We start from the raw sequence: 15,621 nt of genomic DNA, 5'->3' as shown, positions 1-15,621 counted from the left end.
CGCGTACTCCACCTCCTCTGGTCTCAACGGCCATGGGTCCATCCCATGGCAGGAGGGCGTGTGCCATGGACACCTGCATCGGGTGCGGGCGTCCAAGGTGCAACTCTACCGGTTGGCAGGCCGCTGCACCGAATCACCACCCCATCCGAGTACGGCCCCGCACAGGATGCGCACGACCCCGGTGGATGCCCTGTGCCGGCAGCCCTCAGAGGACCACCCGGGCCAGCAGCGAGCCGACCAGGCAACCGACGCTCACGATGATGGTGCCGGGGATGATGAAGGAGTGGTTGATCACGAACTTTCCGATCCTCGTGGTGCCGGTGCGGTCGAAGCCGATGCACGCGAGGTCTGACGGATAGGTCGGCAGGATGAAGTAGCCATAGGCGGCCGCGCCGAAGCCGATCATCGTCACGGGATCGACGCCGATCTTCAACCCGATCGGGGCCATCGCGGCGATCGCGGCACCCTGCGAGTTCACCAGCTTCGAAACCAGGAAGAGGGCGATCGCATAGGTCCAGGCGTGCTCCTGCACCATGCTGGTCAGGTTCGCCTCCAGGCCCTCGATGTGGGCTCCGAAGAAGGTCTCGGCCATCCAGGCGACGCCGAAGACGGAGAAGATGGCGACCATTCCAGCCTTGAAGACATTGGTGTTGGGCACCTCGCTGGTCTTCACCTTGCAGACCAGCATGATCGTCGCGCCGGCCACCAGCATGAGCATCTGGATCACCAGGTTCATGCTCAAGCGCTTCATGCTGCCGTCCTCGGCAGGCAGCATCGGTCGCAAGCCCTCGAAGGCGCCCATCAGGACGACGATGGCGATGGTGAGGAAGAAGATCCCGGTGGCGCGGTAGGCGCTCTTGGGGAAGACCGTGTCGAGCAGGGTGGACCCACCGGCGTAGATGTACTCGCGCTGCACCGGGTCGGCGATCCTGGCCTGGAATTCGGGGTCCTTGTCGAGGTCCTTTCCGCGGCGAAGGCTCCACAGGGCTGCGACGAGCACACCGCAGAAGGTGGCGGGGATCGAGACCATCAGGATCTGCGGGATCGAGTAGACGCGCCCGCCGGTGCTCTGCGAGTGGGCGGCGAGCAGGGAGGCCAGGGTGACGGTGGCCACCGAGACGGGCGAGGCGGTGATGCCGGCCTGGGCGGCGACCGAGGAGACGGCCATCGGACGCTCGGGGCGGATGCCCTTCTTCAGGGCGATGTCGCCGATGATCGGGAACATCGTGTAGACGACATGCCCAGTGCCACACAGCAGGGTCAGGGCCCAGGTGGTCAGGGGCGCGAGGATGGTGATCTGGCTGGGGTGCTTGCGCAGCACCTTCTCGGCGAAACGCATCATGACGTCGAGGCCGCCGGCCTGTTGCAGCACCGAGGCACACCCGATGACGGCCAGGATGGTCATCATCACGTCGATCGGCGGGTCGCCGGGCCGAAGGCCGAAGACGAAGACCAGGATCATCAGGCCGAAGCCGCTGATCAGGCCGAGGCCGAGGCCGCCATAACGGGTACCGAGGATGAGACATCCCAGCACCACCAGAAGTTGGATCCACACCATCGTCGAAAGCTCCTGTTGCGAGGGTGCTCTGTCTGACGGCACCCGGTGCTTCCATCCGATCCCATCGCGCTGGGGCTGTCGCGGTTGTGTTCTTTGTGGTCACCGGCCGTGATCCGTGCACCGCCACGAGAGGATGGAGCCATGGGACATCCGCTGGCACGCCGTTACCTCGTGCTGCTGGTGGCGCTGCTGCTGGTGGAGGTGGCCCTGGCCGCTGGCCTGATGGCACTGGATTCGCGTTCGCACCAGCTCGACCGGGCCAGGGTGCGCAGCGCCCACACGGCCCAGGCGCTCGCGCTGGCGCCCGTCACCCGGACGGACCTGGCGGCGGGGCGTCCGAGCAGGGAACTGCAGGACTATGCGGTACGGGTGACGGCGTCCTCCTCGATCGACTTCCTGGTGGTGATGGACCTCGACCGCATCCGGTACACCCACCCCGACCCCAGGCAGGTGGGGCAGACCTTCCTCGGTGACCTTGGCACGGCGCCACAGGGGCAGACCTTCACCCAGCAGTACTCGGGCACCTTGGGCCCGTCGGTGCGGGCCGTCACCCCGGTCCACGACGACGGACGGATCATCGGCTACGTGTCGGCCGGCGTGACCGTGACCCGGATCCAGTCGGCGCTGCCGTCCCAGCTGGCCATCATCGCCGGCTTTTCGGCACTGCTGCTGGTCACCGGGCTGGGCGGGGCGCTGCTGCTGGTGCGGCGGCTTCGCCGCGAGACCCACGGGCTGGGCGCGGCGGAGCTGACCGCCATGTACGAGTACCACGAGTCGATGCTGCACGCGGTCCGGGAGGGGCTGCTGCTGCTCGACGGCGATGGCCGGGTGCAGCTGTGCAATGAGGAGGGTCGCCGCCTGCTCGGGCTGTCGACGGACCCCACCGGACAGCAGGTGGAAGCCCTGGGACTGCCCGAGGTCCTGGTGGCACCCTTGCGCACGGAGACCCCGGTCGTCGACCAGGTGCTGCAGGTGGCGGGACGGATCCTGGTGGTGAACCAGCAGCCGGCCGACTTCCGGGGCCGCCACACCGGATCGGTGGTGACACTGCGCGACCACACCGAGCTGCAGGCCATCACCGGTGAGCTGGCAACGGTACGGGGGCTCACCGAAACCTTGAGGGCGCAGAACCACGAAGCGGCCAACCGTCTGCACACCGTGGTGAGCCTGATCGAGATGGGCGAGGCCCACCAGGCTGCCGCCTTCGCCACCGAGGAGCTGGCCGACCGCCAGGCGATCACCGGACGGATCGCGGGCGGCCATCGCGAACCGATCTTCGAGGCCCTGCTGCTGGGCAAGCTGGCCCAGGCCCGCGAGGCCGGGATCGAACTGGTGATGGATCCCGACAGCCACCTGGCCGGCATGCCCCTGTCACCGGGGGAGGCGGTCACCGTGGTGGGAAACCTGCTGGACAATGCCTTCGAGGCCACCCGCGGGCAAGCCGTCCGACGGGTCGAGGCCTTCATCGAGTCGACCACGCACAGCTTCCTGTTCGAGGTGGAGGACTCGGGGCCGGGTATCGCCGACGAGCTGCGCGACCGCATCTTCGAGCGTGGCTGGACCAGCAAGGCCGACGACCAGGGCCATGGCCTGGGCCTGGCCCTGGTCTCGCAGGTGGTCACCCGCCATGGCGGAAGGATCTCCTGTGGCAGTTCCGGGCTGGGCGGGGCCTTGTTCAGTGTGGAGATTGGTGTCGAGCAGCCCGAGGGGGCCCCGTTCGCGCATGGACGGGCCGGACAGGAGGAGCAATGATCCGTGTGGTCGTCGTGGAGGACGAGCCGATCGTGGCCCGCGCCCACGCCTCCTACCTGGAGCAGCTGGAGGGTTTCGAGATGGTGGGCAGCGCACCATCCTGCGCCCAGGCGATGCTGGCGATCGTCCGGCAGGAACCAGACCTGGTGCTGCTCGACATGCGGCTGCCCGACGGTCACGGGCTGGAGCTCTTGCACCGGTTGAGGTCACAGGGCCACTTCTGTGATGTCATCGCCGTCACGTCCGTGCGTGACGTGGAGGTGGTGCGCCGGGCGATGGCGATGGGGATCACCCACTACCTGATCAAGCCCTTCACCCAGGCCCTGTTCACCGCGAAGCTGGAGAACTATCGCACCTACCGCAGCCACCTGCGACGGACCGGCACCTCCGCGCGCGGGGCCGTCGAGCAGGCCGAGGTGGACCACCTCTTCGACCTGCGCAGCACCGCCCCTGCGCCTGCCGTACCCAAGGGGATCGCGGGCGAGACGCTGCACCTCGTCACCGCCCTGCTCCACAACAGCGACGGTGGCCTGTCGGCCTCCGAGGTAGCGCAGGAGATCGGCAGTTCGCGTGTGACCGCACGCCGCTACCTGGAACACCTCACGGCGACCGGGCAGGTGGAACGCCGGGAGCGCTACGGGCATGCCGGACGACCAGAGGTGGAGTACCTCATCCGGCAGGACTGAACCCCTGGTACCGACTCTCCTGGGCCAACTCCTGCACCCTTGGGCCATCTCATCGGCCCGGCTCGGGAGCCGACGAACGAATCGTCGGCTCCCGAGCCGTCCTGTTCACCGCGCGACGAGGATCAGTCCTTGTCACCCTTCAACAGCTGCACCACGACCGAGTCGTCCTTGCGTCCCAGTCCGTGGCGTCGTCCGCGAAGGTAGAGCTGCTCGGCGGTGGACGCCAGGGGAACCTCCTGCGCCACCTCGCGGGCGGCCTCGGAGACCAGACCCATGTCCTTGACGAAGATGTCGAGCGCGGAGCGCACCTCGTCGTGGTTGCCGGCCACCATGCGCTGGCCGCGGTCGCCGAACATGAAGGAGGCGGCGGCACCGGCACCCAGCACCTCGTGCACCTGCTTGACGTCCAGCCCCATCGAGTCGGCCAGGGCGAGGGCCTCACCCGCAGCAGCGATGTGCACGCCGCACAGCAGCTGGTTGACCACCTTGAAGCGCTGCCCGTCGCCGGGGAGCGGCCCGACGTTCGGGGCGGAGGAGGCCAGCGCGTCCAGCACCGGCCGCACCAGCTCCACGTCCTCCTCGGCACCGGAGACCATCATCAACAGCTCACCGGTCCCGGCCCGTGCCACGCCGCCCGAGACCGGCGCGTCCACCAGGTGGGTGGTGGTGGGCGCCAGCCGCTCGCGGACCTGCTCGATCGCCGAGGGACCGACGGTGGCCATCACCATCACGGCAGTGTCGGCGTCGAGCACCTCGGCGATGCCCTGGTCACCGAAGAGCACCTGGTCCAACTGGGCGCCGGTGGCCACCATGATCGCCACGAGATCCTTGCCCCGGGCCGCTTCGCGCGCCGAGGACTCGCCGGTCACCGCCGGCGCCAGCGAGGCCACCGCGTCCGCGTTGAGGTCGAAGGCCGTCACCTCGAAGCCGGCCTGTGCCGCGACGCGGGCCATCGGGGTCCCCATGGCCCCCAGACCCACCCAACCGATCGTCCTGATGCCCATCACTTGCTCCTGTTCTGTTGCGTCGCTCCAACCAGACGTTCGACGACGTCGGCAAGCGCCTCGTCGCCCCCGACATTGCCGGGAAAGACCACATAGGGGACGCCGATGGTGTCCGCCGGCGCCTGGCGGGCGGTGAACAGCGAGACCTGGCCGGGGAAGAACTGCCCCTGCACTTCGGCGTGGCTGATGCCCAGCCCCTTGGCAGCCACCTCGTGTGAGGTGATTCCGCCCTTGGCCACGACCCAGGCAGGTCGTGCCGCAACCACCTGCTGGACCACCTCCACCACGGCATCGGAGACCGTGCGGGCGATCTGGAGTGATTCGTCCTTGTCCTCGGTGCTGACCAGCTCGCGGCTGGTGTAGAGCACGCAGTCGTCCGTGGACAGCTGTGCACGCAGGCGGGCGACGATCTCGGCCAGGTGCTCTTCCCGGGTGCCCTCGTCCAGCAGCCTGGTCACCTCGAGCTCGAACTCCACCAGGCTCCCGCGGCGCTGCACCGCCTGCAGCTGTCGGGTGGTCAGGCCCACATGGGATCCGACCACGACCAGCCCGTGGGGTATGCGCGTGGGGTCGATGACGATGTCGTCCTCGCCCAGCACCACGGCCCCCTGCTGCCCGGAGAGCGGGCGCACGAAGGACGGTCCGCAGCGGGTGATGAAGTGTCGCCCAGCTGCCTCCCGACGGGCGAGGGCCTGGGTCACCACCTCCATGTCCTCGTACTCGGTCGCATTGACCACCACCCACTGCCGTCCTGTGACGGAGGCGAGGATCTCCTCGACACGGTCGACGCCACCCTCGCGGATGTCGTCGAGCCCGATGCTGGCAACCTCGTCGGCGCTGAGCTGACCGCCCGAACGCTCCTCGAGGAATCGGCGCAGGTTCGACTCCCGGTAGCCGAAGGTGGCGTCCTTCGCGAAGTCGGTCTCGGCAGCCTCGAGCGCGCTTTCCTGCACCATGGCGTAGTGGACGTCGTCGCGGGTGAAGCGTCCCGCCTCGACCATGGCCGGACAGAACAGGAACCCGTCGACCTCGACGCCATGCTCGGCCAGGACATCGGCGAGGGCATTCGGCTCGGCCAGCACATGCCCCCGCAGCGTCGAGTCCGAGCGGGAGACGACGTGCAGCTGGGAGGCCTCGACCCCCCTGCCCAGCACCCCCTCCAGGATCCTGCGGTTCTTGGCCACGGCCTCCGCCTCGGGCAGCGCCCGGGTGTTCATCAGCACGAAGCAGGTGGAGCCGGGTTCCCGGAGCACCGTGGCGGGGATCTTCGGGTCCTCCTGGAAGGCGATGTCGACGTGGGCGACGCACTGGGACCCGGTGGGGTCGTCGTCGAGCACGAGGAGCCTGCGCGTGGTCTGGGTCGTCATGTCGGTTGCCCTTTCCTGTCTGCTGTTCACGAAACCATGCCGACCAGCGGCCACATCAGGGCCACCACGGTGAAGCCGACGATGGAGGTGGCGGTGGTTGCCACCGTGTAGCTCTTCAGGGCCGTCGCCGTGCTCACCTGGTAGTAGCGGCTCCACACCCAGAAGAGCGAGTCATTGACGTGCGACAGGGCCATGGATCCGATGCCGATGGCGATGGTCACCAGCGCGATCTGCACTGGTTCCAACCCCATGCTGGCGGCCAGCGGTGCGATCAGCGGCGCCGTGGTGATGGTGGCCACCGTCGCAGAGCCCTGGGCGGCGCGGATCAGGGCAGCCATCAGCCAGGCGAGGAAGATGATGGGCAGTCCGGAACCCGACAGGACATCGGCGACGGCCTGGGCCACGCCCGTCCTGGACAGGATGTGACCGAAGGTGCCACCGGCGCCCGTGATCAGGATGACCGCGGCCGTGGCGGGCAGCGCGGCGCTGCACACGTCCTCGATCTTCGACGCCCCCCAGCCCCGTCGCACGCCCAGGAAGTAGCTGGCGAGCAGAACGCCGATCAACAACGCGGCCGGGCTGGCACCCACCAGGGCGAAGAAGGAGCGCACCACGTGCCCGGCGGGCAGGGTCAGGGCGGTGACCGTCTGCAGCATGATCAGCAGCAGCGGGATGACGATCATGGCCATCACCAGGCCGACACTGGGCTCGCGACCGGCTGCGTCGACCTCGTCCTGCTGCTCGACACCGGCCAGCGCGCTGCCCTCCGTGGGGACCTCGGAGAAGTTCTTCTTGACCAGCACGCCGGACAGCACCTGGCTGAACAACCACATGATGATGGCGGGCACGAATCCCAGAAGCAGGACCAGGCCGACGTCGGCACCCATGAGCTCCGAACCGCCGACGATGCCCGGGTGGGGCGGCAGCACGACGTGCACGGTCAACAGCGCCATCACGGTGGGCAGTGCGAGGGTGAGCATGTTGGCCCGCCCTGGCATCTTCCGCGCCACGGCCAGCACGATCGGGACGAGCACGATCGTGGCGACATCGACGAAGACCGGGATGCCGAAGATGAAGGCCGAGGCACCCAGGGCCCACGGCGCCCGCTTCTCCCCGAAGGCCCGCAACAGGGCCTTGGCCAGGACCTCGGCACCGCCCGAGATCTCGATGATCTTGCCGAGCATGGCGCCGAGGGTGACGATCAGCGCTACGGAACCAAGGGTCTTGCCCATGCCTTCCTGCAGCGCGGGAACGACCCCGGCCATCGGCATGCCGGCCACGAGGGCGAGCGCGATGGAGACCACGATCATGGCGATGAATGGGTGGGCCTTGGCCTTGATGATGAGCGCGAGGATCGCGCCCACGGCCGCCAGGCCCAGCAGGACCAGCATGGTGGGTGACATCGAAAACCCTTCGGACGTCGTCGTTCTCTGGGGATGGAATCTCGGGAAAGTTCTGGAGAACGGGTCTCCACAACTTGTCTGATGTCTGACAAGATAGGTTCCGGGTGAGCCACTGTCAATGGTTCCGGCAGTGAATGATGGAGGGGTCGATCCCGGTCAGGACCGCCGAGAGGGGCAGGATGAAGGCATCACAACGAACCAGGCAGGAGATCCTCGGAGCACTGGCCGCGGGAGAGTTCGACGTGGGCAAGGAACTGCCCGCAGAGACCCGTCTCGCCGAGCGCTTCGGCGTCTCGCGGTTGACCATGCGCGAGACCCTGGGCTCCCTGGCCTCGAGCGGCATCCTGGAGGTCCAGCAGGGTCGCCGCAACCGCATCGCGCCGATGACCGAATGGTCCGTCCTGGATCCCGAGGTGGTGGCGGTGCGTGCCCAACTCGATGATGACACCGCCCAGATGGTGCAGGACCTGATGGAGGCCAGGCGCGTCCTCGAGGTGGGCATGGCACGGCTGGCAGCCACCCGCATCACCCCGGAGCAGCTGTCCGCACTGGAGGAGCAGGTCCGGCTGATGGAGGAGCACCTCGACTCCCCCTCACCGGAGGAGTCCGCACAGGCCGACATCCGCTTCCACGAGATCATCCTCCAAGCCGCCCAGAACCCCTTCCTCAGCGAGGCCTTCGGCACCCTCTCCCAGATGCTGCTGCAGGTGCGACGCGAGACCTCGCGCAGCACCCAGGTGCGACGCGAAGCCCTCGCGTGGCACCGCCGAATCCTGGCCGCGCTCCGAGAACACGACGCCGAGTCCGCCGCGGACGCAATGGCCCAACACATGGACCAGACCTTGACCGCGACGCGGCAGATCCGCCTGGTCTGACCCGCCCCAGGGGCACACCCCGCCCCACGAACCGATGGAGGAATCAATGAAGATCGTCATCACTGGTGGAGCCGGCTTTCTCGGAAGCATGCTGACCCGGACACTGCTCGACCGCATCGATGCCGGCACGGCTCCGCTGGGCGCCGACGGCATCGTCTCGCTCGACCTCGCGCCCTCGCCAGTCGAGGACCCGCGCGTCACCTCGGTGGTCGGGAACATCGGCGACGCGTCACTGCTGTCCAAGGCCATCACCCGTGACACCGTCGGCGTCTACCACCTGGCCGCAGTCCTGTCCGGCGGCTCGGAACAGGACTTCGACCTGGCCATGTCGGTCAATGTCGATGCAACGCGCGAGCTACTCCAACGCCTGCGCGACGTCGGTTCGGACACAGGTCGCGACGTGCGTCTGGTCTTCACCAGTTCTCTTGCCGTCTTCGGCGGGGACATGCCCACGGTGGTGCCGGAGCACTGGGCCCAGCAGCCCGACTCGACCTACGGCGCCCTCAAGGCCGTCGGGGAGCTGCTGGTCAACGAATACTCCCGCAAGGGCTTCCTCGATGGTCGGATCTGCCGGCTGCCCACCATCTCGGTGCGGCCCGGCAAGCCCAATTCCGCCGCCAGCTCCTTCGCCAGCGGCATCCTGCGCGAACCCCTCAACGGCATCCCCACAACCTGCCCCGTGCCGCGCTCGACCCGGATGTGGCTCTCCTCGCCACGCACCGCCGTCGCCAACCTGGTGCACGCCATGGCACTGCCCCAGGAGGACCTGGGCCGCTGGCGCGGCATGAACATCCCCGGAATCTGCGTGACCGTCCAGGAGATGCTGGATGCCTTGGAACGCGTGGGTGGCCCCGAGGTGCGCGCCCTGGTCACCGACGAGCACGACCAGCGCGTGGCCGACATCGTGTGCTCGTGGCCGGGCGACTTCGACGTCGACCACCAGCTCGCGCTCGGATTCGTGCGCGACCAGGACTTCGACGACGTGGTGCGCCAGTACGTCACCGACCACGTGGACTGAGGTGGTGGGAGCCGCGGCCGGACCGACCGGGCTGCGGCTCCCCGTCCACTTGTGCCCCGTGGGCCCAGATCCGCTTGCGCGTGCTCAGATCCGCTTGCGCGGGGGCCCCGGGATGAGGATCTGTCCGGCATCGCGCCAGGCGACCAGTCCCCCGTCGACGAACTCGCAGGTGAAGCCCTGGTCGCGCACCACCTTGACGGCATGGCCGGAGCGCAGCCCGGTGTCGCAGATCAGCACGATCGTCTTGTCTGGCTCGGCGAAGGGGTCGCCCTCGTAGACGGCGTCCATCACATTCTCGGCGAGCGCCCGCACGTCGACCAGGCGCGCGCCGGGCACGTGACCGCCCTCGTACTCCTTCAGACCACGCACGTCGACCAGCACGCCTCCTTGGGCAAGCAGGTTGAGCGCCTCGTCGACGCTGATGCCGCCGTCGGGAGTCATCTTGTTGATCAGTCGCTCGCGCAGTCCCATGCGACCATCACAGCACGCCCAAAGGGAGGGGGAAAGCAATCTGGCGCTGGGCGAACAAGCCTTGCGGAGTTGGCATGCCGCCTTGTCGGGGTGATGATGAGGCCATCACGCGCAGTGATGCACCCACCACCAGGAGGTTCCCATGCCCGAGGCCATCAAGGTCGCCGCCGTCGGCGAGATCGAGGACGAGAGCGCCATCGTCGTCGACGGCGCCACCAACGGCACCGGCGAGGACATCGCCGTCTTCTTCTCCGACGGCACCTACTACGCCATCGACGACACCTGCACCCACCAGGACGCCTCGCTCGCCGAGGGCTGGGTGGAGGGCGACGAGGTCGAGTGCCCCGTGCACGCCGCCCGCTTCAGCCTGTGCACCGGCGCGGCCCTGTGCCTGCCGGCCACCGTCGCGGTGAAGACCCACAAGGTCGAGTTGCGCGGCGACGAGGTCTGGCTGCACCCCGGAGTCCCGGCCGACAAGCAGTGAGGACGGCCGCGGCCCGGGGGCAATCGTCTCAGCGGGCCGCGAGCAGGTCGTCGGCCACCCGGCCGATCAGGCCCTTGCCATTGGCGACGTCCAGCACCGAGCCCGATGTGGTGATGCCGTAGCGGCGCGAGGCCAGCAGCACATAGGCGCCGGTGTAGTCGACGGGGTCAGGACAGCGGTGCAGCGCCGACTTGTCCGCCACCGCACGCGCGGAGGCCTCGGCGTCGGCGAAGACGGCCCCCTCCAGACCCATCGACGCAGGCCCGCGCAGGTCGGTGACCATCCCCGCGGGCGCCACGCCGTTGACCCGCACGTCGGGGGCCAGCTCATAGGCCAGCTGCTTCACCAGGTCCATTCCGGCGTGCTTGGAGGCGATGTAGAGCGGGCCACCACCGCCGGGGTAGAGCGCGGAGTTCGACAGCGAGACGATGAAGGAGCCCTTGCTGACCCTCAGCTCGTCGACAACGGCCTTCATGCCGAGCAGCGGCGCCTTCACGTTGAGCCGGAAGATGTCGTCGAAGCCGGCCTCGATCTGCTCCGGGGTCATGGCCTCGACGCCGCGGTTGGCATCCCACAAACCGGCATTGGCGATGAAGCAGTCCACCCGGCCAAAGGCGCCGACGGCGGCCGCGACCACCTCACGGTTGGCGTCGTAGGAGCCGGCATCGCCCTGCACGACGAGCACCCGCTCGTCGCACTGTTCGCGCAGCTGGGTGGCCTTGTCGGCGGAGTACTCCAGGACGGCGACGCGGGCCCCCTCCTCCAGCACGGTGTCGACCAGGGCACGGCCCAGGCCCGATCCACCACCGGTGAGCACGACCACCTGCTCGTCAAGCCATCCCATCGAGAACTCCTTCGTCGCTCCTGCGGCCGGCACCGGCCACGTCGACGCTAGGACCGGCGCCGACCCGCCCTCAACCGCGCGTTCCGAGTGACGCAACGAGACGGTCGGCCCATCCCTCGCTGCCGAGGAAGAGCTCGGGCACCGGTTCACCCACCGTCTGGCAGGCAGCGGCCACCATCCGGTCCATGACGGCGGCAGACATCGCGGTGATGGACTCCTCGTCGCGGATGGTTCCCGCCACGCGGGAGAGCACGCAGCCCTCGACGGTGGCCAGCAGATAGTCGGCCAGCCGGTCGGGCAGGCCCGGCAGCTCCTCCAGCACGCGCGCCGGGATGTGCTCGAGCCAGGCGGCGGTGAGCTGGCGCTGGGTGTGCACGCGCAGCTCGAGGATCTGGGCGGCGGTGGCCGAGCCGTGCATCTGCCGGTCCATCATCAACTGCACGTTGAAGCGCCACAGACCGAAGCGCTCGGGTCGTTCGACGATGCGGTCCAGCACCGCCTTCACCGGATTGGTGCCGGTCTCGAGGTGCGCGACGGTGGATTCCACCTCGTCGCGGGCCTGGGCCACCATCGCGGCGAACAGGGCGTCCTTGTCCTTGAAGTGCCAGTAGAAGGAGCCCGGATGCACCTGGGCCCGCTGCTGGATCATCGCCAGCGTGGTGCCCTTGTAGCCGCGCTCCAGCGCAATCGAACGAGCAGCCTCGAGGATCCGCTCCCGGGTGTCGGCCGTGCCGTCACCCTCCTGGTGCCCTTCCATGGCTATCCCTCCATGCCGTCCCTGGCCCGGCTGCCAGGAAGCCCTCCCATTGTGCCGTGCAGATCCACGCCCGCCCATTGTTCCTCCTGACGGAACGACCCCGTTGAGCACCCCCTCAAGTGCCGCCTACGGTGACATCACTCACAGTTGAGCACCTACTCAAGGAACCGCCGTCAGAGCCGACAAGGGAGTCCCCATGACCGACATCACCGATCTCGTCGACATCGAGAACGGCCGCCTGGCCGGCGACATGTTCACCGACGAGGACATCTACCAGCAGGAGCTCGAGAAGGTCTGGAAGCGCGCCTGGTGCTTCCTCGCCCACGACTCCTAGATCCCCTCCAAGGGAGACTTCTTCCAGACCTACATCGGCGAGGACCCGGTGATGGTCGTGCGCCAGAAGGACGGCAGTGTCAAGGCCTTCCTCAACCAGTGCCGCCACCGCGGCATGCGCATCTGCCGCGTCGACTCGGGCAAGGCCAAGGCCTTCACCTGCTCCTTCCACGGCTGGTCCTATGACCTCGACGGCAAGCTCAAGAACATCCCGCGCCAGGCCGACACCTACCCCGCCGGCTTCGACAACGACCGCTACAACGCCGTCGCCGTGCCGCAGCTGGTCAACTACAAGGGCTTCTGGTTCGGCACCTGGGACAAGGACGCCCCCGACTTCGAGGAATACCTCGGCAGCGCCAAGTACTACCTGGACGGCTACATCGACCGCTGGGACGAGGGCATGGAGGTGGTGAGCTTCAACCGCTGGGTGCTGCCCAACAACTGGAAGTTCATGGCCGAGCAGCCCACCAGCGACATGCAGCACTCCGAGATCACCCACGTCTCGGCCGCCACCGTGCTCAACAAGGCCTCCGATGCCACCGACCGCACCCTGCGCGGCGAGAACCCCACCGGACGCCAGTTCTTCAGCGACTACGGCCACAGCCGCGGCTGCCGAACCCACCAACTGACCACGCCGACGACGTCGAGGAGCCAGACATGAGCAACAACAACCCGGACACGTCGATGCCCAACGGCATGGACCCCGAAGAGCTGAAGATCCACCAGTCCGCCGTCCGTCACACCGAGGTGGAGGGCTGGACGCCCGAACTGCCCGAGACCAACCGCGTCGCCGCCCTGCTGGACGGTGTCGACGCCGAGACCCAGCGCGCCATCGAGCGCTTCCTCTACGAGGAGGTGCAGGTGCTCGACGACCTGGAGTGGGGCAAATGGCTCGACTTCCTGTCCGACGACCTCCTCTACTGGGCCCCGGTACAGGAGGAACGCTATGCCCGCGAACGCCGTGAGAACCGGATCAAGAAGTTCGGCACCTCGGTCTACTTCGAGGAGAACAAGATCCAGATGACGCAGCGCGTCGACCGCCTGCTCACCAACATGGCCTGGGGCGAGGAGCCGCCGTCGCGGGCGCGCCACGTCATCAGCAACATCCGCGTCACCAAGGGGCTGCGCGAGGGCGAGTACATCGTGAAGTCGAACTTCTACGACTACCGCTCCAACGGCCAGCGCTACCACGACTCGGTGACCGGCGAGCGCACCGACATCATCGTCGCCGACGAGAACTCCACCTGGGGCTTCCTGGTCAAGGAGCGTTGCGTGCTGTTCGACATGGCGATGATCCTGAACAAGAACCTCAGCCTGTTCTACTGATCCCGTTCCAGCCGCAGACCCGCACCCCGGGAGGGGAGAAGACGTGAAGATCACCACCCTTGTCAGCATCGGCGTCGTCGTCGCCGACCTCGAGAAGGCCGTCGAGAACTACGCACGCCTGCTCGGCATCACCCAGTGGGCGGTGCACGAGCGCGGAGCCGGCCAGCTCTCCGAGATGGTCAGCCACGGGCGTCGCAGTGACGGCACCTACCGCTCGGCCTTCGGAGCCGCGCCCTTCGACCCCGAAGGCCCCGGCCCGATGGGGGCGCAGCCCCGGCCGACGCCCTTCGAGCTGGTGCAGCCCACTGGTGGCGAGAGCCCCTTCAACGAATTCCTCCTCTCCCGGGGTGAGGGCATCTGTTTCCTCACCGTCATCGCCGAGGACGACGAGCAGGCCATCGAGGCGCACCTGCGCAATGAGGGCATCGAGAAGTTCGACATCAAGACCTGGCAGACCGGGTTCGGCCGTCTCGACAAGCCCTTCTACCGCGACCAGGATCCCGTCCAGCACGGCTACTTCACCGCCCAGGGATTCGCCGGCGACTTCGGCTTCGAGATCATCCAGTGCAAGTACGGCGACTCGCACTACAACCGTGAGTTCACCGACCAGCGCGGCCCCGGCATCCACCACATGTTCCCCTTCCTCACCACCGACGAGGGCCAGTGGGAGCAGGTGGCCGAGGACATGACTGCCCTGGGCTGCCCCGTCGTGATGGGCTCCGACCCGCGCGGCGGCGCCTCGGCCTACTGCTACTACGACACCTTCGGGCCGCTCTCGGGCTTCCTCGTCGAGGGCGTGTGGCGCCACTTCCCCGCCAAGGACGAGTACATGGCGCCCGACTGGACCGTCGACTACTCCACGCTGGAACAGCGATGATCCGCGTCCTGCACTAGCTGCCCACCCTCGAAGACACCGAGCTCCTGCTGGCCGAACTGGCGCAGGTGCGCGACCTGGACGGCTGCGACTCGGCCGAGCTGTACCGCAGCCTGGCCGCCGGCGAGGACTCCCACGCCCTCACCATGACCTGGCTCGACGAGGACTCCCACGACGCCTTCTGGCAGCAGGTGCTGGGCGGCGAGTTCCCGGAGCTGTGGCGCCTGGTGGCCACCGGCGACCCGGTCGAGGGCGCAACCGAGTTCTACCGCTGCGAACGCTTCGCCCCGGCCGAGCCGCAGCGCGGCCCGGTGGCCCGTGAGTTCTACCGACGCCAGCGCTGCGCCCACCACTACGACCGCTGGATGCCGTGCGACGCGGCACAGGTGGCCACCACGATCGTCTGGCCCGCCAGCTGATCGCGCCATCCTTGCCCTGCCCCGAACCGGGGTCACACTGGAAGACTGGACACCCGGCACCGAGGCCGGGACACCGATGAAGGAGAGAACAATGCCCGAGCCGATCAAGGTCGCCACCGCAGGAGACATCGAGGACGAGGAGGCCATCGTCGTCGACGGCGAGACCAACGGCACGGGCGAGGACATCGCCGTCTTCTTCTCCGACGGCAAGTACTACGCGTTCAATGACATCTGCACCCACGAGTACGCCCAGCTGTCCGACGGGTGGATCGAGGGCGACGAGGTTGAGTGCCCGCTGCACTCGGCCAAGTTCAGCTTGTGCACCGGCGCCGCCCTGTGCCTGCCCGCCAGCAAGCCCGCCCGCACCCACAAGGTGGAGCTGCGCGGCGACGAGGTCTGGCTGTACCCGGGCACCCCGGTCGACGGCGCCGTGGTGGCCGACTGATGCGC

General features: G+C 68.0%; 18 protein-coding genes. 11 read left to right on the top strand and 7 right to left on the bottom strand.

All coding sequences use genetic code 11. The annotated features are described in order from the left end of the window. Positions 1-205: 205 nt before the first annotated feature. Entirely contained in the window at positions 206-1,558 is a 1,353-nt protein-coding gene (locus ACYVKA_RS12555) for an anaerobic C4-dicarboxylate transporter (protein WP_460705868.1), read from the bottom strand. 141 nt (positions 1,559-1,699) lie between these two features. On the opposite strand from ACYVKA_RS12555, the gene ACYVKA_RS12550 reads away from it, so the two are divergent. Then, positions 1,700-3,310, top strand: a complete 1,611-nt coding sequence (locus tag ACYVKA_RS12550) for a sensor histidine kinase (RefSeq protein WP_460705866.1) — start codon at positions 1,700-1,702, stop codon at positions 3,308-3,310. Next, complete coding sequence (locus tag ACYVKA_RS12545; RefSeq protein WP_460705864.1) at positions 3,307-3,996, top strand: response regulator; 690 nt, start codon at positions 3,307-3,309, stop codon at positions 3,994-3,996. The genes ACYVKA_RS12550 and ACYVKA_RS12545 overlap by 4 nt, the downstream gene beginning before the upstream one ends. Positions 3,997-4,118: 122 nt before the next feature. On the opposite strand, the gene ACYVKA_RS12540 is transcribed toward ACYVKA_RS12545, so the two are convergent. Genes ACYVKA_RS12540 through ACYVKA_RS12530 form a run of 3 tightly spaced genes read right to left on the bottom strand, consistent with a single transcriptional unit; the run spans position 4,119 to position 7,770 of the window. Next, positions 4,119-5,000 (bottom strand): NAD(P)-dependent oxidoreductase, encoded by an 882-nt coding sequence (locus tag ACYVKA_RS12540; protein ID WP_460705862.1) that lies wholly within the window; start codon positions 4,998-5,000, stop codon positions 4,119-4,121. Beyond that, complete coding sequence (locus ACYVKA_RS12535) at positions 5,000-6,367, bottom strand: four-carbon acid sugar kinase family protein (protein ID WP_460705859.1); 1,368 nt, start codon at positions 6,365-6,367, stop codon at positions 5,000-5,002. The genes ACYVKA_RS12540 and ACYVKA_RS12535 overlap by 1 nt, the downstream gene beginning before the upstream one ends. Positions 6,368-6,393: 26 nt before the next feature. Beyond that, positions 6,394-7,770: a GntT/GntP/DsdX family permease gene (locus tag ACYVKA_RS12530; protein ID WP_460705858.1), complete on the bottom strand. Its 1,377-nt coding sequence runs from the start codon at positions 7,768-7,770 to the stop codon at positions 6,394-6,396. A gap of 179 nt (positions 7,771-7,949) precedes the next feature. Between ACYVKA_RS12530 and ACYVKA_RS12525 the strand changes: the two genes are divergently transcribed. Together ACYVKA_RS12525 and denD are read left to right on the top strand one after the other, a co-directional pair. Further along, a complete protein-coding gene (locus tag ACYVKA_RS12525) occupies positions 7,950-8,645 on the top strand; it encodes a FadR/GntR family transcriptional regulator (RefSeq protein WP_460705856.1) in 696 nt (231 codons plus the stop codon). 46 nt (positions 8,646-8,691) lie between these two features. After that, positions 8,692-9,663 carry a D-erythronate dehydrogenase gene (gene denD / locus ACYVKA_RS12520; RefSeq protein ID WP_394276577.1) on the top strand — a complete coding sequence of 324 codons (972 nt, stop codon included), beginning with the start codon at positions 8,692-8,694 and terminating at the stop codon, positions 9,661-9,663. An 84-nt stretch (positions 9,664-9,747) separates the two neighbouring features. Here the strand turns inward: denD and ACYVKA_RS12515 are convergent, their stop codons facing one another. Then, positions 9,748-10,134, bottom strand: a complete 387-nt coding sequence (locus ACYVKA_RS12515; protein WP_460705854.1) for a rhodanese-like domain-containing protein — start codon at positions 10,132-10,134, stop codon at positions 9,748-9,750. A 142-nt stretch (positions 10,135-10,276) separates the two neighbouring features. Between ACYVKA_RS12515 and ACYVKA_RS12510 the strand changes: the two genes are divergently transcribed. Then, entirely contained in the window at positions 10,277-10,618 is a 342-nt protein-coding gene (locus tag ACYVKA_RS12510) for a bifunctional 3-phenylpropionate/cinnamic acid dioxygenase ferredoxin subunit (protein WP_394277362.1), read from the top strand. A 28-nt stretch (positions 10,619-10,646) separates the two neighbouring features. Here the strand turns inward: ACYVKA_RS12510 and ACYVKA_RS12505 are convergent, their stop codons facing one another. Both ACYVKA_RS12505 and ACYVKA_RS12500 read right to left on the bottom strand, forming a co-directional pair. Beyond that, positions 10,647-11,462, bottom strand: a complete 816-nt coding sequence (locus ACYVKA_RS12505) for an SDR family NAD(P)-dependent oxidoreductase (RefSeq protein ID WP_460705852.1) — start codon at positions 11,460-11,462, stop codon at positions 10,647-10,649. 70 nt (positions 11,463-11,532) lie between these two features. Beyond that, positions 11,533-12,219 carry a TetR/AcrR family transcriptional regulator gene (locus ACYVKA_RS12500; RefSeq protein WP_460705850.1) on the bottom strand — a complete coding sequence of 229 codons (687 nt, stop codon included), beginning with the start codon at positions 12,217-12,219 and terminating at the stop codon, positions 11,533-11,535. A gap of 196 nt (positions 12,220-12,415) precedes the next feature. Between ACYVKA_RS12500 and ACYVKA_RS12495 the strand changes: the two genes are divergently transcribed. From ACYVKA_RS12495 to ACYVKA_RS12470, 6 genes are all read left to right on the top strand, one after another. After that, complete coding sequence (locus ACYVKA_RS12495; RefSeq protein WP_460705848.1) at positions 12,416-12,553, top strand: hypothetical protein; 138 nt, start codon at positions 12,416-12,418, stop codon at positions 12,551-12,553. Beyond that, positions 12,554-13,213 (top strand): aromatic ring-hydroxylating oxygenase subunit alpha, encoded by a 660-nt coding sequence (locus ACYVKA_RS12490; RefSeq protein ID WP_460706180.1) that lies wholly within the window; start codon positions 12,554-12,556, stop codon positions 13,211-13,213. Next, positions 13,210-13,878, top strand: coding sequence for an aromatic-ring-hydroxylating dioxygenase subunit beta (locus ACYVKA_RS12485; RefSeq protein ID WP_460705846.1), 669 nt, complete (start codon positions 13,210-13,212; stop codon positions 13,876-13,878). The genes ACYVKA_RS12490 and ACYVKA_RS12485 overlap by 4 nt, the downstream gene beginning before the upstream one ends. A 43-nt stretch (positions 13,879-13,921) precedes the next feature. Beyond that, complete coding sequence (locus ACYVKA_RS12480) at positions 13,922-14,755, top strand: VOC family protein (protein WP_460705844.1); 834 nt, start codon at positions 13,922-13,924, stop codon at positions 14,753-14,755. Between the two features lie 65 nt (positions 14,756-14,820). Beyond that, entirely contained in the window at positions 14,821-15,171 is a 351-nt protein-coding gene (locus ACYVKA_RS12475; protein ID WP_460705842.1) for a hypothetical protein, read from the top strand. Between the two features lie 91 nt (positions 15,172-15,262). Next, positions 15,263-15,616 carry a non-heme iron oxygenase ferredoxin subunit gene (locus ACYVKA_RS12470; protein ID WP_394277369.1) on the top strand — a complete coding sequence of 118 codons (354 nt, stop codon included), beginning with the start codon at positions 15,263-15,265 and terminating at the stop codon, positions 15,614-15,616. The last annotated feature ends 5 nt before the right edge of the window (positions 15,617-15,621 follow it).

Source organism: Luteococcus sediminum (genome assembly GCF_054783495.1).
Note: the sequence above shows the minus strand (reverse complement) of the source record. Positions and strands in the feature narration are given on the sequence as shown.